We start from the raw sequence: 25020 nt of genomic DNA on the forward strand, positions 1-25020 counted from the left end.
TGCATTTCGGCAACATTCATAAAAAATTCATGAACGTTCAGCACAAAATAAGGCAGCCCGCCAAGGCTGCCTCTAAGTCTCAATCACCCTCCTAATCCGAAGATAGAACGGGCCTGTACCTCTGCCGTGTTCGACTCTTCGCCTTCCTGGTTTGTCGGTTCGTAGGAAGGGACGACAATATACTCTCTTAAATTAAACGGGTTTGCATTTTGGATCGTGTAGCTCCCCTGCCCGCGGACCTGGTCGATCTCTTCACGTTCTCCATCCGTCACTTCGTAAATCGTGTAATTAACGCGATCGTCTTCAGACGCTTCCCACGTAAGCTCCACGTTTAAGAAACCGTCACCGGCAAATGTAAGATCCCCTTCAAGCGAATCAATTTCCGGAAGCTCCACAGGCTCTTCCAGATCACGTACCCCTTCCGGCTTTTCAAATTCTACCGCGCTGCTTCCAGCTGGAGTCTCGTTTAAAATGGATTTGAACAGTTCAACCGCATGGGAACTGCCGCCGGTTAAATAATTGTCTTCAGTTGTCTGATCGTATCCCATCCAAAGCGTGCCGGTCCACTGCGGTGTATAGCCGGCGAACCAGGCGTCTCTAGCCCCGCCTTCCACCGCTTCAAATGAAGTGGTTCCTGTTTTGCCAGCTAAATCGTAGGAGGTGTTTCCGGCTGATGCTGTCCCGTTTTCCACTACATTTTCGAGCATACGGGTCATGTACCATGCATTCTGCGGATCCATCACTTCCTGCTCTTTTGTTTCATGTTCCACAATAATATTTCCGTTACGATCTTTAATGTTTGTAATAAAGTACGGCTCAGTTTTTGTGCCATTGTTTGAAAACGTCGTATAGGCTTCTGTTAACTGAGCCGGGGTGACCCCGTTTTCGAGACCGCCAAGAGCCGTCGCCAGTCCGTCCCCCTGCGGCTCGATGCCTGTTTTCTCTAAAAAATCATTCGTCGAGCTGCGTTCGAGCTTATCATAAAGCCATACTGCTGATGTATTGATGGACTGCTCCAGTGCTTCACTCATCGTCACTTCGCCCTGATACTCCCCGCTATTATTTTTTGGAGAGTAGCCGTCGTAATCCAGTTGTTCATCCTTGAGTGTCGAATAAGGCTCATAATCTCCGGATTCAAGGGCCGGTCCATACACTGCCAGTGGTTTAAAGGCTGAACCCGGCTGCCGCTTTACCTCCGCCCGGTTCATGCCCTGTCGTTCGTAATCACGGCCGCCCTGAACAGCGACCACGCCGCCAGTGTTATGATTCATCATAAAGAAGGCACTCTCCGCGTCCTCTGAGCCGTCCGGATAATACGCCTCTTCCTGCATCAGGCTGTAGGAAGCCTGCTGCATTTCTTCATTCATCGGCACCTGAATCGTGTAGCCGCCTTTATAAATTTCTTCCGGTTCAATGCTGTATTTTTCCTGAGCTTCTTTCATGAGCATATCCACATACGTATAGTATTCTGGATGGGTCTGCTGTTCCTGGAGCCCCGAAGGAAGAGATGCAGAAGCTGCTGTTGCTTTTTCTTCTTCTGATATGTACCCTTCACGCTCCATGATAGCGATGACGGTATCTCTTCGTTCTTTGGCCTCCTCCGGCTCATCCACCGGCGAATAATTACTTGGTCCTTTTACCATCGCCGCCAACATAGCACCTTCTTCGACATTCAAATCAGAAGCGTCTTTGCCGAAATACTGCTGGGATGCAGACTGAATGCCATAAGCCCCGTGACCGAAGTATATCTGGTTTAAATAATATCCCATTACTTCATCCTTGGAGAATTTCTTTTCAAGTCCCATAGCAATCAGCACTTCCTTTGTTTTACGCAGGAAGGTCTGGTCACTCGAGAGAAAAGCATTTTTTGCCAGCTGCTGAGTAATCGTACTTCCGCCCTCCACGATGCCGCCAGCTAAAATATCACGGTAAAGCGCACGCGCAATCGCTCTCGGGTCAATGCCACGGTGGTCATAAAACCTGATATCTTCAATGGAAATAAATGCCTCTTTTACGTGATCCGGTATTTGTTCTTCTTCAATAACTTCTCTGTCCTCTGAATACAGCTCCGCTAATTGTTCCCCGCTGTCATCAACTATTGTCGTTGTTTCATTCATCGTCAGCTGCTTTTCACTGATCGCAGCAGCGCCGATTACAACGGAGGATAAATATATGCCAAAAATCAGAAGAAAAGCTGCTGCAGCTATCAGCAGCCGTTTTCCCCATTTCCGTTTATTCATGAGCTCTGCCACCCTCGCTTTATGCACAAATATTTCACTCTGCTTTAGTCGGCAGACATTTCGTTAAGTTACACGGAAACAGCTGGATTTTTTGCATACTTAACCTGAATGCTGCCAATAACAAGCTCTGCCTGGATATTTAATGTCACCTGTGTCTGCTCCTTCGCCTTATGCTCTACCTTCATCGCTGCCCTCAGACCCTCTTCTTTATAGCCGAGCACCTTCGTTTCTCCAATAAGCGTCTTTGCGTCAATGTTAATATCCCAGTTTTCCGGAACAAAAAGCTTAATGCTTCCGACCATGCCACTGATCCGCACTGGCAGCGTCTCTTCTTCTGTTTTGGCTTTCGAAAAATCTATAATCACCTCGCCGGCTCCGTATTGGACAGCGGCCTCACGGAGTCTGAAAGGCTTCTTTATATAGACGCACTGACCTGCCAAAAAGCGGTGCTGTGCCGGAAGCTCCCGTTCCTGCCCGGCCCGGCGCACTTCATGCGCGTAAGAGGTGCTTCTTTCATGCCAGCTTTTTTCCTCAGACGCATTCAGATCTTTATCAATATCTATCTCTCTCCTGGAGCTGCTCCACCAGAAATAAAACAGAATAATTCCCGTTAGGAAGAGCACAGTGATTACTGCTGTAAATATAAAAGGCACATCCGCCCGGTTGGATATATGCAACAGGGCGAAACCGACAAACATAGCGCTGAGCCAGTAATTCCGCTGGTATACAAAAAAGCACGCAAGGCTTAATGCAATGATAGGCCATATGAATAAACTAGCGTCAAAACCAAGCTGGGAAGATACGATACTTACGCCGGCAATGATAATACCCAGTCCCAAAAAACCGATTCTTTGGCTCATGCTCTCTTTCCGCCCTTCTTTTACTGATTTTATAAATATACGCAGCAGCATGTCTGTCCGTTCCAGATTCCCCTATTTTATTTTCCAGAAAGGATCATGTATGATAAGAAAATACTATACAGCTTATGTATTCATTATACGCTACTCCTAAGCGGAGACATACCTATTTTCATTCTCTTTCATTACGTTTCAATAAAGGATGTGAACCTCTGTGGATAATTTATTCAGCAGATTAGAAGAGCTTTACCCGGAAATGGTGGAGATTCGCAGGTACCTGCACCAGTACCCTGAGCTTTCCTTTGAGGAAGAACAGACGCCTGCCTACATAGCCGATTATCATCGTCAGCTGGGGCATGATGTGCGTACAGGTGTAGGGGGACGCGGTGTTACTGCCGTGCTCCGTGGTGAAAAGCCCGGTCCCGTTATCGCTCTCCGGGCGGATTTTGATGCCCTGCCCATCCAGGAGAACACCGGCCTTCCTTTCGCTTCAAAGACGGACGGCGTGATGCATGCCTGCGGGCATGACGGCCATACTGCGTACCTGCTTGTCCTCGCTAAAGCCCTGCAGGAAGAAAGGCACAGCTTAAGCGGCACTGTTGTTTTCATCCACCAGCACGCGGAAGAATATGCCCCCGGCGGCGCAATTGAGATGATTCAGGACGGCTGCCTTGAAGGGGTGGACGTCATCTTTGGCACGCACTTATGGGCGACGGTGCCCTACGGAACTGTCCAGTATTGCGAAGGGCCGATGATGGCGGCTTCAGACCGTTTTCATATTACGATTCGCGGCAAGGGCGGGCACGGGGCCCAGCCGCATCTTACCAAGGATGCCATCGTCATTGGCTCCCAGGTGGTCACCAGCCTGCAGCAGATTGTCAGCCGCCGCCTCGATCCGCTTCATTCCGGAGTGCTGTCCGTCGGCTCGTTTGAAGCCGTCAACGCCTTTAACGTAATTGCCGACAGCGCGAAGCTTACCGGCACTACCCGCTGCTTTGATGAAAACGTGCGGGACATATTCGAAGAAGAAATTGGAAAAATTGTCCGCGGCACCTGCGAAGCAGCCGGAGCCGAAGCCGACTATGAATACCTGCGCGGCTATCCCCCGGTAGACAACCATCGTGATGAAGCCCGTTTTATTGCTGAATGTGCTGAAAAAACAGAATCAGTCCAAAAGACAGAGTATATGAGCCCGTCGATGGCTGGAGAGGATTATGCGCATTATCTACGGCATGTGAAAGGAACCTATTTCTTCACAGGAGCAGGCCATCCGGACTGGGAAACGACGTATCCACACCATCATTCGAAATTTGATATTGATGAACGGGCGATGCTCACCGCAGCCCAGGTCATTGGAAGAGCCGTTTTGGAATATCCCGGCCCTTCATCATAATCACAGGCCCCCCTTTCCATCAAAGGAAAGGGGGGCCTGTCTTCATTTATATCATCTCTTTTTGCTTTCTGCGGATAACCCACCGGGGATAATACATAAGAAGGGCAGCCACAAATAAAGCAAGCGCTGCCGTTACTAAAAGCGACTGCCCGATCCAGGCATGAAGCAGGACTATTCCTGCCCCCTGCACCATCAAAAGAGCCCTCGTGAACGTAATAAACGCCTGTTCCTTCCACTTGACAGGCACAGGATACAGATCCGGCCAGTCAATCGTGGCATAGTGGCTTTTCAGTGCCTGCAGCTGTACAGCGGTCATATAAAGAAACAAGCCTCCAATCCCAAGACGCATCCATTCCGGGGCAAAGGCGTACATGACCAGACCGCAGACTACAAGCAGGCGGATAAACATACCTGCATATTCTCCCGAACGCACAAAAGCTTTGCCGTACAAATACAAATACGTATTTTCCTGCTTATGGGTGAATTTGTCCACAAGTGAGGCCAGCCAGCGCCGGCGTTTAATTTTCACTTCAATATGGGGCACTTCCGCAAATGACTGAACAAAACGGTAAAATTTAGCCAGCTGATGGTTCTCGGCTTCGAGAAGCACTTCCCACCGCAGGAGCATGGAAGCAGAACGCCTCTTTACCAGCTGCCAGTGCCCAATCAATCCAAGGAGACCAGCACCGGCCAGAAAAATGCTTCCCCACCAGGCAGCAAGCATTAAAAGAGCCGGCCAGACCCAGCGGATCGCTGTAGATATGTAACGATGAGTGTGATTGTGCCATTTCCATTCTTCCCATTTAATAAATGTGGTTAGAAAGGTTATTACGAGCAAAAGCAGCAGCATTCCGATATAGCCGGGGCCACCGGCGGCGGTGCGTTCCTGAATAACCGGGCCGAGAACAATATACGCGGCAAGCACTTCCACTCCCTGCAGAGCCGCTGAGTAATGAATCGATTTTTTAAAGAATGGGGCCATCCGTTTTTCAAGCGGGAGCAGAAATACAAGGTCTCCGGACTGAACAAACGGCCGGATAGGCCCGCGAAGCGTTAATACAGAAAAAATCAGCCAAAGAGCAATCACCACCCACGGAGAATGCGGGAGCCAGTCCAGAAAAGTCGGATAAAACACTGCTCCGGCAAACAGGAGAATATACAGCGCAAACATAAAACCGCTGTTACCGATTAACCGCAGGTAACGCCCGGCCTTCCCCCAGAAAGCTCCTGCCCGCTCGTTCCACCACTTTCCGGTCATGATGTGATTTCTCCTTTAGTCACTTCGATATACAAATCATCAAGATTCGCTCCAGGCATTCCCGCCTGCTCCTGGATTTCCTTCATGGTTCCTTTCAAAGCGACACGTCCTTCATGCAGCAGCACAAAGCGGTCACAATAGCGTTCTGCAGTCGCCAGAATATGCGTGGACATTAAAATTCCTGCTCCGTTCTCCTTCATTTCCACCATCATGTCGAGCAGTGATTTAATGGCTACCGGGTCGAGCCCGACAAACGGTTCATCGACCACATACAGCTTTGGCTCTACCAAAAAGGCGCACATGATCATCACCTTCTGTCTCATCCCTTTGGAAAAATGATTGGGAAACCAGTTTTTTCTCCGGCTCATCTGATAGGTTTCCATCAGGCTTTCACTTCGCTTCTCCCAGACTCCTTCGGGTACTCCGTAGGCCATGGCTGTCAGGCGCAGATGCTCCCAGAGCGTCATTTCCTCGTACAATATAGGTGATTCGGGAATGTATGCCAGCTGCTTCCTATATGCCTCTGCATCCTCATGAATGGTTTTATTATTAATATAAATTTCGCCTTCCGCCGGCTCCATCAGTCCGAGAACATGCTTAATTGTCGTACTTTTCCCGGCGCCGTTCAACCCGATTAAGCCAACAATTTCCCCGGGGGCCACATCAAATTCCAGATCATGGAGCACCGGCTTGTGGATATTGTATCCGCCGGTAATATGATTAATATTAAGTAGTGCTGTCATACAAACGCTCCTTCAGCTAAATAAATACTATCTTTTTATATTCTACACAGTTTCATTGCATTTTGTATATTTTTGAAAGGAATTCATTTCTTCTTACATTTCCATTTAACTCTAAACTGTAACTACGTATAATAGGGTAGTAGATATACTTACGTTTAGAAAGGAGATCAACACTATGGCCAACAATGATGACTGCATTTTCTGCAAAATAGCATCCGGGGAAATTCCTGCTTCTGTCGTCTATGAGGATGACGAACTTTTGGCATTTATGGACCTGGGACAGACAACGAAAGGCCACACCCTTTTAATTCCAAAGGATCATCAGGAAAATATTTATGAACTCCATCCCGAAACAGCGGCGGCTCTATTTAAAAAAGCTCCCGAGATTGCGAACGCTATAAAAGAAGCCTTTCAGCCAGCCGGTATGAATCTTCTAAATAACAATAACAGCGTGGCCTCGCAGTCCGTTTTCCATTATCACCTTCATTTCATCCCCCGTTATACAGAAAACGATGGATTTTCTTTTACATTCACCGACAACAACGAACAGTATACTAGCGCTGATTTAGCCGATATGGCTAAAGGGATTGCCGATCGTTTATAGAAAAATAAATATGGATGGCTAAAAGGAGAGATCATATGTCACGCGCATATAATTTTAATGCAGGTCCGGCTGCCCTGCCGGACGAGGTTTTGGAAAAAGCCCAGAAGGAAATGCTTAATTTCAACAATACTGGCATGAGCGTTATGGAGCTCAGCCACCGGAGCGCTGATTATGAACAGGTGCATAATCAGGCGCAGGAGAGGCTCCGGAGCCTGCTCGATATTCCGGAGGATTACGAAGTATTATTTCTGCAGGGCGGAGCCAGCCTGCAGTTTTCGATGCTTCCGATGAACGTACTCCAATCCGGGGAAACGGCTAACTATATTTTAACAGGATCCTGGTCGGAAAAAGCACTAAAAGAAGCGCAGATGATCGGCCAGACCCGGGTCGGGGCTTCGGCAAAAGAGCAAAACTTCACCCATATTCCTGATGTTGACGCCCTTCAGCTCGACAGCCGCGATAAATATGTACACATCACCACAAACAACACCATTTTCGGAACGCAGTGGCAGGAGCTTGATTATAACTGGCTTTCCCCGGTAGTCGCCGATATGTCGAGCGACATTTTAAGCCGGCCGGTACCGGTCTCCTCGTTTGGAGCGATCTACGCCGGGGCACAAAAAAATCTGGGCCCGTCCGGCGTTACCGTCGTCATTGTCAAAAAGGACTGGGTCAGCCAGGCTCCCGGACATACCCCGACTATGCTGCGCTACGATACCCATGCGGAAAAGAATTCGCTTTTCCACACCCCTCCGACATTCGCTGTGTACCTGCTGAATGAAGTACTCGGATGGGTCGAAGAACGTGGAGGCGTCCTTGGCATGCAGCAGCGCAACAAGGAAAAAGCAGCTCTCCTATATGACACTATTGACGGCAGCAATGGCTTTTACCGGGGCCATGCTGAAACAGACAGCCGCTCCTCCATGAACGTCACCTTTAACCTTCCTAATGAAGAATTAAATAAACAATTTTTAGCTGAAGCTAAACAGGCCGGCTTTGTCGGATTAAATGGTCACCGATCCGTTGGCGGATGCCGGGCCTCCATTTATAATGCTGTTTCCAAAGAGAGCTGCCAGGCTCTTCAGGACTTTATGCTTACGTTTCAAAAAAATCATCAGTAGGTTTTTAATCAGCGGAATTACCCGCTGATTATTTTTATAAAATAAAAATTTACAGGAGTCTCCCCCTTCCGGGCACCCGAAATTGTTTGAAATTCTTTATTTTTTCCCTAAATTCACCTATACTACTATTAAAGAATAATATATTAAAAATGTATTTCAAGGAAGGAATGAGGCGGATGGATTTGAAATCTCTTTTTGCCGGTATATTCACAGGATCACTAGCGAGCAGTTTAATTATACTTTTTACTGCCCCTGCTTCTGGTCCTGCCGTACGCCATTCCATTAAGCATTCGGAATGGAATCGCCCCGGCTTGAAATCCTCAACAAATAAATCAGCCATGGAGGACTGGCAGTATGCTGCTACAGAAGGTTTCCAGGCTTTCGATGTGCTGACTAAAGAAATGAAAAAAACCTACAAACGGTACAAGCAGGAAGTTGAACCCGAGGTGGCCTCTATTCAGGAACAGGTAAAAGAAATTTCTGACTCTATTTCTCAATTAAATAAGCAGATTAAAAAAGAAACCAAGCGTTCCTAGTCACTGATGACCCAGCTTATAAGAGAGGGGGTTCTTTAATTGGACTCTTCATTTGATGCCAAGCAGTCAATACTATTCAGCCTCCGTGCTGCACAGCTGTCTAAAGCATTATGGAAATCGGTGGAAAAAGATTGGCAGGAATGGGTGAAGCCCTATAATTTAAACATTAACGAATTTCAAATTCTCTGGGTTGCTCACCAATTAGAGGGCGCTTCTGTTTCCGGGATTGCGAAGTTCGGGGTTATGCACGTCTCAACTGCATTTAATTTTTCGAAAAAGCTGGAAGACCGCAACCTTTTAAAATTTTCAAAGAAAACGAACGATAAGCGCAATACGTATATCGAGCTGACAGAAGACGGCGAAAGCCTGCTTCTTTCCATCCTAGAGTCTTATGAAAAAGAAACGTTTCAGGTTTCTGAAGGGGCCCTTCCCATTAAAGAGCTGTACGGAAAGTTTCCCGAGTTTTCTGAACTTATGACCATCGTACGCTACATTTATGGAGAAGAATTCATGCATTTGTTTGAAGAGTCCCTCCAGTCTTTTGAAAATGATTTTATGGATAAAGACGGAACTCTGCTTCCAGCGGACAGATCTGCCAAATAAACCTTTTACAGATCACCTGCTCTGCTCTGGCCTCCTGAATCATCATATTGGCTTCCTTTCTCTTCTGTAGAACGAATTGTTAGAAATTTCGTTCTATATATTTTTTTTATAACCCTATTGATTTTTTCTTCTATTGGTATTACATTATTCAACGTTGGGGTTTGGAGAGAGAGGAGGCCGTCGCATGAATTGCTGGAAATCAGTGAATCTACGAAAAGAAAACAACACAACAAAAATGACAATCATGTCGGTAGGATTTTCCTTTTTAACTTTTATGTTTACTTTTTTAATCTTTAGTTCGCTGCAGCCCGATACGCAGCTCAAAGGTATCGGATTAGGAGTTCTTCTTTTAATGATGCTCATTCTTTACCCTCTGCATTCTATTTTGCACGCCGTACCACTCTGGATGATTGGTATCGCTACAACCTGGAAATTCGACAGAAACCGCAGGAAACAGCTTCCTGTGATTAAATACAGCTTCAGCAAACCAGTATCAAGAAATATGTATGTCGCAGCCATGCTCAGCCCTTTTGTGATACTTGGAACTGCAAGTATTGCCGGGGCCGTGCTTATGCCAGGCTATATGCATTACTTCCTTATTATCTTTTCATTAAACAGCGGGATGGCTATCCATGATTTTGCGTTTGTCCGCCAGCTGGTGCGGGCTCCAAAGCACTGTACGGTGGAACGCAAGCTTGACGGTATGGATATTGTATTGAAGCAGCCTTCTTAAGTAAAAGAAGCCCGGCGCACGAATAGCGCCGGGCTTCTTTTTTTATCTTCCTACGACAAAGACAATTTCATCTTCTTCAAGATTGACCCTTTCTGCCCGTACAGTATATTCTTCATCTTCGCTCCACTGATCAAGACGTATTCTGATCGTTTCCTCTTCCGGATTAATCTGGACAAATTCCGGAAATTCCGACTGATTCTGTACCACTGTCAGTACTTCTGTTCCCGGCAGCGGCAGCCCTGCAATAGAGAAATCATCCTTTTGCAGTTCGACATTACCGTTTTCTAAAGCCTCCGGCACAAAACTCAGTTCAATATCAATTTCACGACCGAGAAGCTCGAGCGCAGAAATAATTTTAAACTGCCCGTCTTCCACCACTAAGTCGGCTCTTTCGTTTTCCATTTCTGCTTCTAAAATATTATTTACCTGGGCAGAATTTGTTTCCCCGGTAAAGTACGGCTGAAATTCTTCCTCCTCAGAAGTTTGCGGTTCTTTTTCGGTTGAACCGCTCTCCTGATCCAGAGATGCCCACCAGAAGACTACTGCGCCAATAATAATAACATTGATGACTAATAGCAGGATGAATAAGATTTTCCATATGTTCCGCGTCAAGCAGACCCACTCCTTTTTTCTTGTAACAGCTGCTTTTTCACTATATCATGTTCGGCAGAAACGTTATAGATATAATAGCTTTTTCTTTGCTCCGCCGGGTTCTGCCTATCTTTTTGCCTTATGATTTGTTATGGTAGTATCGTTAGGAATGGGGGAATTTTATGTTTATTCTTTTCTTTATTGTATTTGCTGTTGCTTACCTGTTTATCATGAACTCCATGACCAATAAGTTTGTAACCCAGCGGGAAGTCCCGGATGAAAAACAGCCGAAGGTCTTCAACACTATCAACATACTTGTGACCATCCTGCTTATTTCTTCGTATGTTGAACTTCTTTTGGCAGCCTGAAGCTGAGAATTTCGATCCTATTGTAAAATACAATAGGATTTTTTACATTAATCGACATTTTTTAACTTTTTAATGTGCTATAATATCAGAGTATCATGAACATACATAGGGAGCTGAAAGAATGAAGAAGTACATTTTTACTGCCGTAAGTCTCAGTGGAGCCCTTCTGCTTGCATCCTGCAGTAATCAAGGCAGTGCCGAAGAAAGCAATACAATTGTGGAAGTGAACGGAGAAAGCATTTCTGAGCAGGAGCTCATGGATGATTTAAAGGAAAATTACGGGGAAAACGCCTTAAATAACCTTGTCCAGCAAAAAGTTTTAAACAATAAAGCCGAAGAGCTTGAAATTTCAGATAAGCAGGTTAATAAAGAATTTAAATCCATGAAAGAACAGTATGGAATAGACGATAATGATCAGTTCCTTCAAACCATCCAGCAAAATATGGGTGTTCAGGTTGAAAGCATCAAAGCTTTCAAGGAGCAGTATGTGAAGCCGCAGATCGTAGTTGAGGAACTGGGCTCCCAGGACGTTGAGGTAACCGAAGAAGAAATGAAAAATTACTACGACGAAAACAAAGAAGAAGTTGTGCAGGTCGAAGCAAGTCATATTCTCGTTGAAAGTGAAAAAGAAGCTAACGAAATAATCAAGGAACTTGAAGGTGGCGCTGATTTTGCTGAGCTTGCAAAAGAAAAGTCTATCGATACTGCTTCCGGTGAAAGCGGCGGAGAACTTGGTTATTTCGGGAAAGGCGAAATGACGGAGGCGTTTGAGAAAGCGGCATTTGACATGGAGGTGGATTCCATCTCTGAAGAGCCTGTCGAAACAGAGCACGGCTTCCATGTAATTAAGGTCACTGGCAAAAAAGACAGCTACGATGAGTTAAAAGACGATATTAAACAAACGCTTAAAACTGAAGAGCAAAAAGACGGGCAGCAGGTCCTAAACGAAATTATGCAGGAAGCAGACATCAATGTTGAAGACAAGGATTACAAGGATTGGGTAAAAACATATACTGAAGCGAGCAGCGAGAAATCAAGCAGTTAATGGAGCTGTTCTGCAAAAAAACCGGGGCGGTTAGGCCTCGGTTTTTTGTGTCTTTATTTCGTTTTCTGCAGGAAGAATGATGGTGAACATGACCCCAGTCTCCGTGTTGACTGCCTCTTTTGACGCTCCATGCAATTCAGCAATTTGGCTTACAATCGCAAGACCGAGACCGAATTGCCCCTTATTTCCTTTTCTAAACGGTGTGAAAATGTATTCGAGCTCTTCTTCATTAATATTTTCCCCGTTATTTTCGACTGTGATTTTCACACGGCCGTCCGGGTCCTTTTCTGCTTTAATCCATATGCTGTCTTCAGCATAGCGCAGCGCGTTTTCAACTAAATTTTCAAGAAGCACCCGCATATGTTCAGCGTCTGCAACCATGCGTACGCTCGCCCCTTCGATATAAAAACGGATATCGCTGCGCTGCAGACGAAAACGTTCTTCAATCGCGTACGCGAGTTTACCGAATATGATTTCTTCATATTCAATCGCCTCTGTTTTGAGTGAATCAAGCTTCGTGTAATACAGCATATCCCTGACCCTTTTATCCATGCGGTTCGCTTCATCAATAATGACATCCATTGTTTTTTCCATATCCTTTTTAGGCAGAATGCCGTCTTTGACGGATTGCGCATAGGATTTGACGACCATAATCGGTGTTTTAAGCTCATGGGAGGCGTGCTGGATAAATGTTTTTTGCGAATTATCATAACGGATTAGATTTTGCCGCATCCGTTCAAACTGCTCAGACAGCTTTTGAAAGTCCTGATCCCCTTTCCAATTAAAAGGCTCCCGCCAGTTTCTCTCCGCAATTTGTTCAAAGCGGTTGCCAAGCACCCGCAGAGGCTGCCTGAGGTAGCGTTTCAGCCAAATCGCCGGCAACAGGCTTACAACGCTTGTGATGAGCAGTATGTACACCAGGCGGGTCCACAACCGGTTTACCATTGTGTCTCTATACGTATCCCACATGTAGGAAATCTGGAACGCTTCTTCTCCGTCCGATTCTACTTTTGTAATCACATAGAAAAGTGTAGCATCATTAAAAGTAAGCTCGTATCGTTCACGTTCCGCATTTTGATTGCCGGCATTTTCGAGCATTTCTTTTTCCACTTCGGCCGGGGGACGAGGCTCTCCACTGACTGTTTCATTTTCAGTAACAAAAACGTGCCCCACCGACCTCTCTGCCTCCCGCCTTTCAATAAAATCCAGATCGTCTGACTCCGGGGGCGTGAAATAATCACTCAGCGGATTAACGAGCTGAGCCTGCTCTTCTTCGATAATCCGGTACGTTTCCTCCGTTAACGTCCCCCGGATCGAAATAGGATAGACGATAATGACTGTCAGACCGACCAGAACAATAATGGCGATAAAGGAGAGCCAAATGCGCTGGGTTAAATTCACTTTCATCATGACGGCAGAACACGATATCCGTATCCATACAGCGTCTCCAGATGAATTCTGGGCATTTTCTTCCGGACTCTGCGCACAACGTCATCTACAGCCCGTTCGGAGCCAAAATAGTTTTCTCCCCACACATGTTCAATGATATCTTCCCTCGACAGGGCTTTGCCTACCTCTTCGGTTAAAAGCAGAATTAAGTCCATCTCCTTTGTAGTCAGCTCAATATGGGCCTCGTTATTTTCAGCATCCGTTACAGTACGTGCTTCCGGATCGATATAATAATTATTTACTTCTGTCTTTTTTGTTTCGGTCTGCGATTCGCCGTACACCCGGGACAACAGTTTTTTAGCACGGATAATCAGTTCCTGGGGAAGAAATGGCTTCGCCAGATAGTCATCGCTTCCCATTTCAAGGCCGAGCACACGGTCAAGATCCTGGTCTCTCGCAGAAATAAAAATCACCGGCACTTCCCCTTTTTTTGAGGAACGAATTTCTTTTAATATCTGGTATCCATCAGTCCCCGGCAGCATAATATCAAGCACCCACAGATGAGGCGGCTCTTCTTTAGCCTCCAGGGCGTCTGTACCGTTATCAAAGACAGTTACTTCCCACCCCTCCTTTTCCATGTAGGGCTTCAATACGCCGGAAAGATTTTCTTCATCTTCCACTAAATAGATTGTATATGCAGTCGTCATTTATCTCGTTCCTTCCTCTGAAGATACGTGTTGATCTGTTATTATCGTAGCAGTATTATTACTCAGTTTCCACTTTCCTCTGTGTTAGACGATATTCACGCACCAATGTTTCTATAAAAAAAGCCGCACTGCTTACCTGTGCACTGACCTAGGAAGATGAGACAAGATAAAACACCTAGCCGTTAGCCTTCTGCCGTTCGGTATTCTACCGGCGTGTGGAAGGCTAATTTCGTTAAGGGTCGCTGATAATTGTAATAATACATGTACGTCTGCACGTTTTCTAGTATAATAGTAAATGTTAGGGGCACCCCTTGCGGGGTGCGGAATCCTTCCGACTTTAGCGAGGAATGGAAGGATTCAATGACGGCATTATCAAAGCAGTTGCCTCGGCGCGACATGCTTGTGATAATGCCTTTTTTGTGAGCAGCCTCCTGAAAGGCATACGAGGTGTACTGGCAGCCCTGGTCGCTGTGCAGGATCGTGCCGCTGGTTTCCCGGCCCGCGCAGGCCTGTTCCAACGTGTCCAGCACCAGGGAGGTGTCCTGCCGATCGCGGATGGTATACGCCAGCACTTCATTGTTGTACAGGTCCATCACGGTGGATAAATACCACATGGCGGGCCCGTACGGCAGGTACGTGATATCCGTAACCCATTTTTCATTCGGCTGTCGGGCCTGAAACTGTTGCTCCAGCCGATTCGGCACCACCATATCGGAGAGGCCGGCGGGTTTCCGGGCCCGTTTAGGCTTGATTTGGCACTGAAGGCCGTACTTCTGCATGATGCGCTGGACGGTACACCGGTGAACATGAATCCCATGATCTTTCCCCAATAGGCCCCGGATGGTCCGGTGGCCCACCCGAAACTGCAGGGAATGGCAGAGATTGATAATCTGCTGGTCGAGCCCGGAGGGCTCCCAGGATTTCCCGGCCCAACGATAATAGGTCGCCCGGGGCACCGCGAACATGTGGCACAGGAACGTTACCGTATACGTTTGCCGGTGCTGGTCGACGAACGCGAGGAAGATTTCGGGGTCCACCTCCTTTCGAGTTCCTGGTACTTTCCCCGCAATGTCTCCTTCATCTCATAATACTGCACCAGCTTTCGTAGCCGCTCGGTTTCACTGTCCTGCGGGCCAGGTCCGTAGATATTCGGACGGCCAATGGGCTGGCCGAGGCGATGCTCCTCGCCGTTCTGGACCCACCTGGCCCATTGCTTAATTTGAGACACATTCTTGATGCCAAAGGCATCCATAAGTGCCCGGTTACTCCATCCTTCCTCCCATTTGAGCCGAAGGACTTCCCGTTTCACTTCTGTTGGATATCGTCGTTTGCTTTCTCCCATAAGAAAAACACCTCCATTTGTCGATCCTACTACGAATACGACGTGAGAGGTGCTTTTATCTGTCTCATTTATTTAGGTCACTTCACTTCACCTGCAGGCGGCTTTCTTTTATAGTTACGTTGTTGATTTTTCCTGCTGGCTCTGTTCCATTTTTTCTTTGCGCTTTGTAAACACGAGAGTTTGGAAAATCATAAACACACCGCCTGTCGCCCAGTAAAGAGAAAGGGCTGACGGGAGAAAGATTCCGGCTACAATCATCATCACTGGCATCAGCATCATAATTGGTCTCATGTTTTCAGGCATATCCTTCGCCGTGATTCTCGTTTGTAAAAACATCATTATCCCCGCAAGGATCGGGAATATGAAAAATGGATCCGGTTCACCAAGGTCTACCCATAAGAAACTGTGGGCAGCCAGCTCTTCTGTACGCTGAATGGCAAAGTAAAAGGCCATTAAAATCGGCATCTGCAGCAGTATAGGCAGACAGCCCATCATTGGATTTACACCTTCGTCCCGGTACAATTTCATCATTTCCTGCTGAAGCTTCTGTGCTTCCGCCTGGTTTTTAGAGCTGTATTTTTCCTGCAGCTCTTTCATTCTCGGCTGCAGCCGTTTCATGGCAATCGCACTGTTCTGCTGCTTTAAAAACAACGGAAGCAGCACAATACGAATGATAATTGTCACTACAATGATAGAAAGACCATAGTCACCGTTAAAAAATTGGGCGATCGTGATTAAAAGCCACGAAAACGGGTATACAAAAAAACGATTCCAAATTCCTTCACTGTCTGCCGATATGGCTTCCTGTTCGCCGCCACAACCGGCAAGAACCAGCATTAAAACACCAAGCATTGCTATTAACTTCCACTTACTATTCAATACATTCACTCCTTCTTATTTTTCATGCTTTCAAATTATGATGAAAAATAAGAAGAGTCTTCATCATCATGCCTGCTGTCTGAGCTGTCCGGTATCTTCTTTTGTACAGTAACAAAGCGAAGAGCAGCCATTTCCGGAACCCGGCTGTAATCGTCATAGCAGACACTTGCTTCCTCATGATGGAGGGAGTAAGCATTTGTACTCGTAAGATGCTGGCTGACGATCCAAAGCGTAGTAATGAGCACGCTTACAAGGAGCAGCCATTCCACCCAGTTTATTTCTGTAAACGTTTCAATGAAAAACAACTTATCCCCCCTCCTCTGCTAAATGATTTTCTTCAAGACTTACCAATTCCACTTCTTCATCATATGTGTTGTAATAATTAAGAATATCGTCTACGTACCAGTCCGCCTGGTTATATTGATATATTGCCGGCCGTACCTCACCGCCTGCCGCTCCGTTAGAAGCAAGAAAGTTCGCCGTCGAGTAAACGGCATCTTCAAGAGCATATGGATCGGCCCTGCCGTCGCCGTCAGCATCAACACCGTAGCCTCCGTATTCATTAATTGTCTCCGGATCGGTTAATTCCTGCTCCGGTATATCAGTACTGCCATTTCCACCGCAGCCCGGATAATTCCATCCTACAAATGTGCATGGCATAAACTGCATATGTCCTATCGCTCCCACCGGGCTTTCCAGGGTTTCCATCGTGGAAAAAACAGTTTCCACCCGGTGGACCGCTGCTAAGAGGGTCCACGGAATATCATAATCTTCTCCCGCCTGTTTGTAAACAGAAATATATTCTTTCGGAACTTCATTCTCCCCAAAGTCTTCCTGGGAATTGTATGTCGGTATGCTGCTGTCCTGCACTGATGTGGCAATAAAAACAATAGCTGCTGTGAGTAGAGCTGTCACTGCTGTAATTAAATAAACGTGTCGATAACGCTTGGTCTGCGGGCGCACAGCGTCCCCTCCTGTTAACATAACTCATGGCTAAAGACGAATACCGCCATGTTCATTGTAGCACGTTTCAGCCAGAATCTATAACGGGAAGGCAAATAAAAAAACTTTCCCCACCATGAGGAAAGTTTTTGTTATTACTGCTGGCCATTGTTCTCTTCCGGTACACCGTAGAGTTCTTCAAGCGGCTCAGTAATAATTTTATTCAGGTCAGAAATGACTGTGCTGAGCTGCTGCTCCTGCTGCATCAGCTTCGAGATAACTTCGTGCTGCTGCACCATTTCAAACTGTTTTTGAGCCTGTGTAATTTCTTCTTCCGAAGGCTGCTCTCCCTGCATTTGTTTTTGCTGCAGTTCAAGCTGTACATTACGGAAGTTATCAAGCATACGCTTTGCGACTTCGTCCTGCTCCACTTCGTTATGAAGCTCTTTAAGCTGTTGGAATTCTTCGCTGTCACGAAGCGCACTCGATAATTCGTAAGCCTTGTCATGAATATTGGACATATATAAGTCCTCCTTTAAGATTGTCTGTATGAGCATAACATGAACCGCCGAGAAAATTCATCCATTCCGGAAGAATCAATGGCATTTTTTTATTCACACTATCCACAACACGACTATTCCCTGTATACAGCCTACAAAACCGCCAATCAGTGCCCCCAGATATGTGATCAGCTTAAACTCCCTTCCGGAAATCGTAAGCAGCATAGCTTCCATCCTGTCTGTCGAAAACGTGTCCACCTGCTCTTTAACTACATCATGAAGATGCAGCTGTTCAAACAGATTTGGAAGCCTCTTCGCAATGGAGTCCTGTCCTTTCTTGACCGCTTTTGGAACCCAGTCCTCCAGCATTTTCGTTTCATACGCGGGAGCCCAGTCCTTTAAAGGCTGTTCAAGCCTTTCCATGACCGGCACATGGGTGTCAACGGTTTCCACAATATAATCCACCGCTGCCCGGGAATCCACATAGGAAAAAGCCGTCGCAGCCGGTTTTTCAAACAGCGCTTTTCGCTCCTGCTGCAGCAGTCCGGATATCATTTTTTCTGTTCCGGGGTCTTCAAAAAAACGGAGCACCTCAGGTTGGATACGGTCAACAAGCCGGTCATTACCGATCATTGTACCGAAAAAGTTCATCATCGACCCCTTTCCTTCTAAAAAACGCTCGAGTAAAAGCGCCAGCTGCTGCTTGCCAGCACTTGACCGAAAATAATCACCGGCCTTCACCATTATTAACTGTGTAAGCTCTTTAGTCATCATTTCCGATTGACGGACCGCGCCTGGAGGAAGCAGCTCTTTGATTGGAGTGTCAGCATGACGGTGTTTTGCCTCTTCCCATTTTATATCGAGCGTTTCTCTTAACGTTTCACGGAGAAAGCCGCGAACATCACGCAGCCCTGTCCACTTCTCCACATAGTCGGATAAGCTTTTCTCGGAATAAAGATATTCCTTCATTTCTAATGTTACCCAATCATTCAGCTGACGTGAAAACATATCACTGCGAATTTTTGTCTGCAGGCCTTCCGGGGTCAACAGATGGTCTGTCACTACCCGTCCGAGCTGCCCGGCGAGCTCATTACGTCTTTTTGGAATCAGTCCCGGTGTGAACGGCACCCGCACAGAGCCTATGTACACCGGCTTATAAGGTCTGAACAGCATTCGGATCGCAAGTGAATTCGTCACTCCCCCAATGGCTGCCCCAATAGCGATCATAATGATAATTGTAATACCTGCGTTCATGGTGATTGCTCCTTTGGCAGTCGTCTATTAATTAAACGTTACTTCTCTTCGGTAAAAATAAACTCTTCACGTTCTATCGTGAATTTCCCGCGTTTAAACGCGTTTCGCCACATTCTTTTATTCACATTCCCGGGAGGTGTTGAAACTATTTGTACGCTTTTCAGAGGGAACTTTTGTGCTTCGAGCCATTTTTCCGAAAGATCCTGCTTCCAGCCTATAGTTCCACTCCATCCTTCAGCAGGTGCTATAATCGCCTCTGCACTCCCCCCGTTCCAGCGCAAAATGGCCGTTTCCACTGAGGCCATGCCCTCGAGCCATTGTTCAAGCGGCAGCAGAGAAACATTCTGCTGTTCCACTTTATTAATGTCAGAATGCTCCCCTGCATACGTATACCCTTCTCTGTCATCTATTAAAAATCCGTCGCCGGCCCATACGTCTTTCCACCAGGACCACGGCGAGCTGTCATACTGCGTCTTTCCATCAATCATTGTCTCCAGGCTATTCGGCCATGGTTTTTTTATCACTACTCTGCCTGGAATATGACGCACTGCATACCCTTCACTATCCCATGTGTCCATTACCATCCCTGGAAGACGGCTGTTATATTTTTCAGGATGCACCCTGCGGTCCGGCAGATCGGCAGTAATCATTCCAGAAGCGTGAGCGCCCCCGAAGGCCTTTAAAAGTGGTATTCTTCCCCGGGTTAATACGTCTATTGTCCACTGCAGGTCCCCCCGCATCCAATCTGTTTCCCACGTCAGTACATATCGCAGCGAATGAAGGTGGTATTCCTTCCACTTACTTTGCGTCTGAGAGGAGGCCGTCTGTACCGAGGGGGAATCAACTCCGATATGTGTAATTCCGTATGCTTCAATCGTGCTGCCGGCATCAGCGCTCTGCCCGTCCCATGAAAACAGACAGTATTGGCCATTATTTGCAAGCGTACCGACCATAGCAAACAGCTGCTCGAATCCCCACTCCCTGGCGAGCCACCATAAACGGTCGCCTGGCCGCACGTCCCACACTAAACCTATTTCGGTTCCTGACTTCATAAACAAACTGGTGTGGCTCAGCACATACCCATGGCCAGGATCTGCCGGACTGTTGCTAAAGACAATAAGTGCAGCATCAGCGCCCTCTGTTTTTGCAGGCGTCTCCTTTTTCTTTCCAGCCGGCATAGTTTCCCATTGTTTATGTCTTGAGGACGAGTCATTGCCTAAATGAATAATGTGCGAAGCTTCCATGTTATATCTTTCCTCCGCTTCAGCTGCATAAGCTCCCGCACCCACAATGATCCATTCCGGCTGAAAATGTGCGTGAACTTCTTCGCCCGCTGCGGCTGTCCATCGGGGATTATACGGACAAACAACAGATCCGATATACATCAGTGCCATGTAAATCACCGCCGGCTGTTTACCGACTCCGGCCAGAACAGCCGTCCGCCCGCCCTTTTGTATACCTGCTTTTCTCAGTTTCCCTGCGGCTTCCTGCACTTCTGCAGCCAGCCTCTCATATGTCCATGCCCCGTCTTCGTCAATGAAAGCCGTCTGCCCCATCACTTCTTTTGATTTATTTATCAGCTGCTCCGCAGCGTTCATTTTTCCTTTATAAAACCAATCAGCCTTCCGCCTTCCGTGCGAAAGCTCTACAACGTCTTTATACCGTTTAAACCACCGGGTTTCGAGTCGTTTAGATGCCTGCTGCCAAAACCAGGAAACATCGATTGCGGCATGCTTTTTCAGCTCTTCTGTATCACTCAGCCCAAGTGCTTTAGTCCATTGATAAAGCGCATTAGTTCTCCATTGAACAATAGGGGGTTCCCACGTAGTCCACTGCATTTCTCATAGCCTCCCGACGTTTTTCCTTTTATAGAATGGGAATAGGGGTGTATATCTATTTTTACATAGCTTTTAGATATGTGAAACAAAAAGGAGTGCTTCAAATGAAAATAGCTTTATTTGGCGGAACCGGCCGCACCGGTTCCCAGCTTGCGTCCATGGCTCATGCTGCCGGGCACGAATTAAAAATGCTTGTCCGCTCACCGGAAAAAGCAGACAGCCTGCCCGCTTCTGCAGAGCAGATACACGGCGATGCCCTGGATCAGGCGAAAATGAGAAAAACAATGCAGGGGGCAGACGTCGTCGTCAGTGCCCTTGGCACTGACAAACAGAATGTGTTAAGCAGCTTCACACCGCTATTGTTAAAAGAAATGAACGATCTCAGCATCACCCGTTTAATTACCGTAGGCACTGCCGGGATTCTTCAGTCGCGGACAGAACCGCATCTTTACCGGTTTGAGTCGTCAGAATCCAAACGCCGGAGCACCATGGCCGCCGAGGACCATAAGGCAGCCTATGAATACATTAAGGAAACATCCTATTGCTGGACCATTGTCTGCCCGACATTTTTGCCGGACGGAGAAAATACCTCTTCCTGGCGCTATGAAACTGACTATCTTCCCGAAAACGGCACCCGGATTTCAACTGGAAATACCGCTGATTTTTTAATGCACGTATTGGAAAATCACTCTCAATTTTGCCAAAAAAGGATAGGTGTTTGTGAGTAAGGCTGTGTAATTGACGGTACAAACATGCTATACTAATTACCATTATCTAAGTAAAAACCCCGAAAGAAGGAGGGCGGCGATATGAGTATTTTCGGTATCATTCTCGGTATTGTTATTATTACTGCTATTATAAGCTGGATTATCGGCTACAATGCCTTAATTAAATATTTAAACTGGGTGGAAGAATCCTGGACCCAGGTGGAATTTCAACTGCACCGCCGGATGAACTTGATTCCTGATTTTGTTGAATCTGCCCAAAAAGCTTGGCGCCATAAACAGGATGAACTTGAAACGCTGGTACAATACAGAAGCGAAGCGCTATCCCCGGAATCGAGCAGACAGGAGCAGCTGCACATTAACTCCCGCATTGAAGAGACTCTTCACGAGGCGTTTGACGCTTCCATGCCTGATGAGAAGCAGCTGCAGTCCGAGCTGAAATCGATGCGTGAGCAGTTTGACGATGCCCAGAATAAGATCATTCATTCTTCAAGCGTATACAACAATACGATAGATAAATACAATACAAAGATATCATCGTTTCCAGTCAGGTTTGTAGCAGAGCTGCATCATTTTAAAACCCGAAGTCCTCTTCCGGGACAAAGCTCTGCTCCCGGAAGCAAGACTGAAACAAAGGCGGAAACGTCTGTATAATTCAAATATGCATATAATTATATTTTTTTATTTGAGCTTGTTTCTTTTCCGCTCATCCCTGAAAACAGGTGAAAACAAGCTCTCATCGACATTAGGCCGTTATTCGTTCTGTGCTACCCTAAACAGGCAGGTTCTCCTTGGATGAATGCATCTTTACCTGTACGATACCTTTTGTACCCTGCCCGGTTATTCCGGCAGGGCTTTTTTATACCTTCGTCCTGTTTAAAAAAAGCAGTACACGGCAAAAGAATGATGAATCCTTACGTGTTATAATGATGAAAGACATTTGAGACCACTGTCTACGTTTATCCAGTACTGTATGAGAAAGGAAGCTTCAGACATGAAAACGTTCGAACAAAAACTTCACAACTATGCAAAACTTGCCGTGGATAAAGGTGTTAATATCCAACCCGGCCAGACTTTAGTAATTGCAGCTCCGATTGATGCTGCTCCTTTTGTCAGAAGACTGGCCGAGGCAGCATATGATGCCGGTGCAAAGCATGTCTACCCGGAATGGGCAGACGATGAACTGACAAAAATTAAATACGAGAAAGCGCCTGAGGAAGCTTTTCATGAATTTCCTTCCTGGCGTGCTGAAAGCAGAGAGCAGCTAGCCCGTGAAGGGGCAGCTTTTATCACGGTCAAATCCACTGATCCCGACCTCCTTAAAGGAGTTGATCCCGATAAAATCGCCAATGCGAACAATGCAGCCGGTGCTGCTATGGAAGGATTCCGGGATTATATTCAGGCTGACCGCGTCAGCTGGCTTGTGATTTCCACCCCTTCTGCAGGATGGGCAAAAAAAGTTTTCCCAGATGAACCGGAAGACCGGGCTATCGATCTTCTTTGGGAACGGATCTTCAGCGCTGTTCGGGCGGATACAGATGACCCGGTACAGGCGTGGGATGAGCATAATCACATTCTGCGGGCCAAGGTCGATTGGCTGAATGCCAAAAAATACAAATCACTTCAGTACACCGCCCCCGGCACGGACCTTGAAATCGGCCTGCCTGACGGACACGTTTGGGCCGGCGGCGGCAGTACCAATACATCGGGTGTTTCATTCATCCCGAATATGCCGACAGAAGAAGTATTTACTGCTCCGCATAAGGATTTCGTTAACGGATACGTAACCAATACCAAACCGTTAAACTACGGCGGCAGTGTTATTGATCAATTTACGCTGCACTTCAAGGACGGGGCTGTCACGGACATGGAGGCAGGTGAAGGAGAAGAAACTCTCCGTCACCTGATCAATTCAGACGAAGGTGCTGCCCGACTTGGCGAAGTAGCCCTCGTACCGCACAGTTCCCCTATCTCGCAGTCCGGCATTTTGTTTTTCAATACGCTCTTTGATGAGAATGCCTCCAATCATATTGCGCTCGGTAGTGCATATGCTTTCTGTGTAGAGAATGGACCGGAAATGAACAAAGAGGAAAAGGAACAGGCTGGTTTAAACACAAGCATCATCCATGTTGATTTTATGATTGGAAATGAAAATATGGATATAGACGGCATTCTTCCCGACGGTACAAAAGAGCCAGTATTCCGGAATGGCGAATGGGCAGAATAGCTTTTCCATTATTTTTTGAAAGGAGATTATTATGAGTATACCTAAAACGCTAACGATAGCCGGCTCCGATACAAGCGGAGGCGCCGGCATCCAGGCAGATTTAAAAACATTTCAGGAGCTCGGCACGTACGGAATGGTTTCCCTGACTACCATTGTAGCCCAGGATCCTGATAACGAATGGTTTCACCGAGTCTACCCTATCGATACGGCCACGCTCGAAGCACAGCTGGATACGGTGTTAAAAGGAATTGGGGTGCAAGCCGCAAAAACAGGGATGCTTGGTTCAAAAGAAGTCATCGAAATGGTAGCGAAAAAAATAGATGAGCACCAGATAGAACAGCTGGTCGTGGACCCGGTGATGGTTTGCAAAGGCGCCGATGAGCCGGTCAACCCGGAAATGGACGCTTATTTGAGAGACACGCTTGTGCCAAAGGCATTTATTGTGACTCCTAATTTATTTGAAGCCTCCCAGCTCGCCCAGGTCTCTCTGCCGCAGTCGCTTGAAGACATGAAAGCAGCTGCCGAAAAAATTTATCAGCTTGGCCCATCCTTTGTTATTGTTAAAGGCGGAGGAGATACCGGAGCCGAAAAATCAATTGACGTGCTTTATGACGGCAACAGCTTTGAATATATCGAATCCGAAAAAATTAATACGGATTATACTCACGGAGCCGGTTGTACGTTCTCTGCTGCTATTACTGCGGAGCTTGCAAACGGAAAGAGCGTACGGGAAGCAATTCATACAGCAAAACAGTTCATTCAGGCTTCTATCCAGGAGTCCTTCCGCCTGAACGAGCATGTTGGTTCTGTAAATCACACTGCCTACCGCCACCGAGCTCCCCAGTCTTAAATATGTTTTCGGCTCCCAGACCGAAAATAAGCAGGTGACCAAATTGGAACTATTTCAATGCACGAAAAGTGTTTATAAACACGTCGAAATGGACGTCATCGAAATTTATCCTCCCCAGCTTCTTTTCCGTCACGGCTATATTTACCCAGGCTTTTTCGATGACAGCGGAGTCTGGATGGCTACCGATGAAGAAGACGTAATGCATGTGATCAGTGAACATCCTTCACCAGAACAGGACCACTGGTTTCAGCAGCATTTTAAAAAAGTGTGAACTA

The 25020-nt window shown here is 46.7% G+C and carries 28 protein-coding genes; 13 read left to right on the forward strand and 15 right to left on the reverse strand.

Annotated features, from left to right (window positions below):
• Nucleotides 1-83: 83 nt before the first annotated feature.
• Complete coding sequence (locus Q0757_RS13205) at nucleotides 84-2240, reverse strand: transglycosylase domain-containing protein (RefSeq protein ID WP_298788096.1); 2157 nt, start codon at nucleotides 2238-2240, stop codon at nucleotides 84-86.
• A 68-nt stretch (nucleotides 2241-2308) separates the two neighbouring features.
• Nucleotides 2309-3100: a cell wall-active antibiotics response protein LiaF gene (liaF, locus tag Q0757_RS13210; RefSeq protein ID WP_298788098.1), complete on the reverse strand. Its 792-nt coding sequence runs from the start codon at nucleotides 3098-3100 to the stop codon at nucleotides 2309-2311.
• Between the two features lie 211 nt (nucleotides 3101-3311).
• Here liaF and Q0757_RS13215 point away from each other — a divergent pair, with 211 nt between their 5' ends.
• On the forward strand, nucleotides 3312-4490 hold the full coding sequence (locus tag Q0757_RS13215; RefSeq protein ID WP_298788100.1) for a M20 family metallopeptidase: 1179 nt from the start codon (nucleotides 3312-3314) through the stop codon (nucleotides 4488-4490).
• 46 nt (nucleotides 4491-4536) lie between these two features.
• Here the strand turns inward: Q0757_RS13215 and Q0757_RS13220 are convergent, their stop codons facing one another.
• A complete protein-coding gene (locus tag Q0757_RS13220) occupies nucleotides 4537-5748 on the reverse strand; it encodes an ABC transporter permease (RefSeq protein WP_298788102.1) in 1212 nt (403 codons plus the stop codon).
• The gene (locus tag Q0757_RS13225) at nucleotides 5745-6491 is read right to left on the reverse strand and encodes an ABC transporter ATP-binding protein (RefSeq protein ID WP_298788103.1); all 747 of its coding nucleotides are present in this window, start codon (nucleotides 6489-6491) and stop codon (nucleotides 5745-5747) included. The genes Q0757_RS13220 and Q0757_RS13225 overlap by 4 nt, the downstream gene beginning before the upstream one ends.
• Before the next feature lie 175 nt (nucleotides 6492-6666).
• Here Q0757_RS13225 and Q0757_RS13230 point away from each other — a divergent pair, with 175 nt between their 5' ends.
• Nucleotides 6667-7095, forward strand: a complete 429-nt coding sequence (locus Q0757_RS13230) for an HIT family protein (RefSeq protein WP_298788105.1) — start codon at nucleotides 6667-6669, stop codon at nucleotides 7093-7095.
• Nucleotides 7096-7130: 35 nt separating this feature from the next.
• Nucleotides 7131-8216: a 3-phosphoserine/phosphohydroxythreonine transaminase gene (gene serC / locus Q0757_RS13235; RefSeq protein ID WP_298788107.1), complete on the forward strand. Its 1086-nt coding sequence runs from the start codon at nucleotides 7131-7133 to the stop codon at nucleotides 8214-8216.
• Nucleotides 8217-8265: 49 nt separating this feature from the next.
• On the opposite strand, the gene Q0757_RS13240 is transcribed toward serC, so the two are convergent.
• A complete protein-coding gene (locus Q0757_RS13240) occupies nucleotides 8266-8556 on the reverse strand; it encodes a hypothetical protein (RefSeq protein WP_298788109.1) in 291 nt (96 codons plus the stop codon).
• Here Q0757_RS13240 and Q0757_RS13245 point away from each other — a divergent pair.
• From Q0757_RS13245 to Q0757_RS13255, 3 genes are all read left to right on the forward strand, one after another.
• Nucleotides 8555-8752, forward strand: coding sequence for a hypothetical protein (locus Q0757_RS13245; RefSeq protein ID WP_298788111.1), 198 nt, complete (start codon nucleotides 8555-8557; stop codon nucleotides 8750-8752). The genes Q0757_RS13240 and Q0757_RS13245 overlap by 2 nt on opposite strands.
• A gap of 39 nt (nucleotides 8753-8791) precedes the next feature.
• Entirely contained in the window at nucleotides 8792-9355 is a 564-nt protein-coding gene (locus Q0757_RS13250) for an HTH-type transcriptional regulator Hpr (protein WP_298788113.1), read from the forward strand.
• A gap of 184 nt (nucleotides 9356-9539) precedes the next feature.
• Nucleotides 9540-10088: a DUF3267 domain-containing protein gene (locus Q0757_RS13255; protein WP_298788115.1), complete on the forward strand. Its 549-nt coding sequence runs from the start codon at nucleotides 9540-9542 to the stop codon at nucleotides 10086-10088.
• Nucleotides 10089-10130: 42 nt separating this feature from the next.
• Here Q0757_RS13255 and Q0757_RS13260 read toward each other — a convergent pair whose 3' ends face one another.
• On the reverse strand, nucleotides 10131-10700 hold the full coding sequence (locus tag Q0757_RS13260; protein ID WP_298788117.1) for a YpmS family protein: 570 nt from the start codon (nucleotides 10698-10700) through the stop codon (nucleotides 10131-10133).
• A 161-nt stretch (nucleotides 10701-10861) separates the two neighbouring features.
• On the opposite strand from Q0757_RS13260, the gene Q0757_RS13265 reads away from it, so the two are divergent.
• Nucleotides 10862-11047, forward strand: a complete 186-nt coding sequence (locus Q0757_RS13265; RefSeq protein WP_022793771.1) for a hypothetical protein — start codon at nucleotides 10862-10864, stop codon at nucleotides 11045-11047.
• A gap of 121 nt (nucleotides 11048-11168) precedes the next feature.
• Nucleotides 11169-12092: a peptidylprolyl isomerase gene (locus Q0757_RS13270; protein ID WP_298788119.1), complete on the forward strand. Its 924-nt coding sequence runs from the start codon at nucleotides 11169-11171 to the stop codon at nucleotides 12090-12092.
• Between the two features lie 30 nt (nucleotides 12093-12122).
• Here the strand turns inward: Q0757_RS13270 and Q0757_RS13275 are convergent, their stop codons facing one another.
• The 9 genes from Q0757_RS13275 to Q0757_RS13315 all read right to left on the reverse strand — a co-directional run bounded on the left by Q0757_RS13275 (nucleotide 12123) and on the right by Q0757_RS13315 (nucleotide 20943).
• Nucleotides 12123-13502 carry a cell wall metabolism sensor histidine kinase WalK gene (locus Q0757_RS13275; protein WP_298788121.1) on the reverse strand — a complete coding sequence of 460 codons (1380 nt, stop codon included), beginning with the start codon at nucleotides 13500-13502 and terminating at the stop codon, nucleotides 12123-12125.
• Complete coding sequence (locus Q0757_RS13280; protein WP_298788123.1) at nucleotides 13499-14188, reverse strand: response regulator transcription factor; 690 nt, start codon at nucleotides 14186-14188, stop codon at nucleotides 13499-13501. Before Q0757_RS13280 ends, Q0757_RS13275 begins: the two co-directional genes overlap by 4 nt.
• 182 nt (nucleotides 14189-14370) lie before the next feature.
• Nucleotides 14371-15530 (reverse strand): IS3 family transposase gene (locus Q0757_RS13285; protein ID WP_298788125.1). Its coding sequence is split into 2 segments (ribosomal slippage): nucleotides 14371-15254 and nucleotides 15254-15530, totalling 1161 coding nucleotides; the frame shifts between segments, so codons are not numbered across the junction.
• Between the two features lie 114 nt (nucleotides 15531-15644).
• Nucleotides 15645-16409, reverse strand: a complete 765-nt coding sequence (gene yidC / locus Q0757_RS13290) for a membrane protein insertase YidC (RefSeq protein ID WP_298788126.1) — start codon at nucleotides 16407-16409, stop codon at nucleotides 15645-15647.
• A 35-nt stretch (nucleotides 16410-16444) separates the two neighbouring features.
• A complete protein-coding gene (locus tag Q0757_RS13295; RefSeq protein ID WP_298788127.1) occupies nucleotides 16445-16714 on the reverse strand; it encodes a hypothetical protein in 270 nt (89 codons plus the stop codon).
• A 1-nt stretch (nucleotide 16715) separates the two neighbouring features.
• The gene (locus Q0757_RS13300; protein ID WP_298788129.1) at nucleotides 16716-17372 is read right to left on the reverse strand and encodes a lytic transglycosylase domain-containing protein; all 657 of its coding nucleotides are present in this window, start codon (nucleotides 17370-17372) and stop codon (nucleotides 16716-16718) included.
• A 134-nt stretch (nucleotides 17373-17506) separates the two neighbouring features.
• Nucleotides 17507-17872 (reverse strand): YlbF family regulator, encoded by a 366-nt coding sequence (locus Q0757_RS13305; protein ID WP_022793764.1) that lies wholly within the window; start codon nucleotides 17870-17872, stop codon nucleotides 17507-17509.
• Between the two features lie 93 nt (nucleotides 17873-17965).
• Nucleotides 17966-19105, reverse strand: a complete 1140-nt coding sequence (locus Q0757_RS13310; RefSeq protein WP_298788134.1) for a DUF445 domain-containing protein — start codon at nucleotides 19103-19105, stop codon at nucleotides 17966-17968.
• A 38-nt stretch (nucleotides 19106-19143) separates the two neighbouring features.
• Nucleotides 19144-20943, reverse strand: coding sequence for an AMP-binding protein (locus Q0757_RS13315; RefSeq protein ID WP_298788136.1), 1800 nt, complete (start codon nucleotides 20941-20943; stop codon nucleotides 19144-19146).
• 104 nt (nucleotides 20944-21047) lie between these two features.
• Between Q0757_RS13315 and Q0757_RS13320 the strand changes: the two genes are divergently transcribed.
• The 5 genes from Q0757_RS13320 (at nucleotide 21048) to Q0757_RS13340 (ending at nucleotide 25016) form a co-directional block, all read left to right on the forward strand.
• Nucleotides 21048-21671, forward strand: a complete 624-nt coding sequence (locus Q0757_RS13320; protein WP_298788138.1) for an NAD(P)-dependent oxidoreductase — start codon at nucleotides 21048-21050, stop codon at nucleotides 21669-21671.
• 81 nt (nucleotides 21672-21752) lie between these two features.
• The gene (locus tag Q0757_RS13325) at nucleotides 21753-22322 is read left to right on the forward strand and encodes a LemA family protein (protein ID WP_298788140.1); all 570 of its coding nucleotides are present in this window, start codon (nucleotides 21753-21755) and stop codon (nucleotides 22320-22322) included.
• A 340-nt stretch (nucleotides 22323-22662) separates the two neighbouring features.
• Nucleotides 22663-23895: an aminopeptidase gene (locus tag Q0757_RS13330; RefSeq protein WP_298788141.1), complete on the forward strand. Its 1233-nt coding sequence runs from the start codon at nucleotides 22663-22665 to the stop codon at nucleotides 23893-23895.
• 31 nt (nucleotides 23896-23926) lie between these two features.
• Entirely contained in the window at nucleotides 23927-24745 is an 819-nt protein-coding gene (pdxK, locus tag Q0757_RS13335; protein WP_298788143.1) for a pyridoxine/pyridoxal/pyridoxamine kinase, read from the forward strand.
• A gap of 43 nt (nucleotides 24746-24788) precedes the next feature.
• Entirely contained in the window at nucleotides 24789-25016 is a 228-nt protein-coding gene (locus Q0757_RS13340; protein ID WP_022793756.1) for a hypothetical protein, read from the forward strand.
• The last annotated feature ends 4 nt before the right edge of the window (nucleotides 25017-25020 follow it).

The sequence above is a fragment of the uncultured Marinococcus sp. genome, from assembly GCF_947493875.1.
Classification (GTDB): Bacteria; Bacillota; Bacilli; order Bacillales; family Marinococcaceae; genus Marinococcus.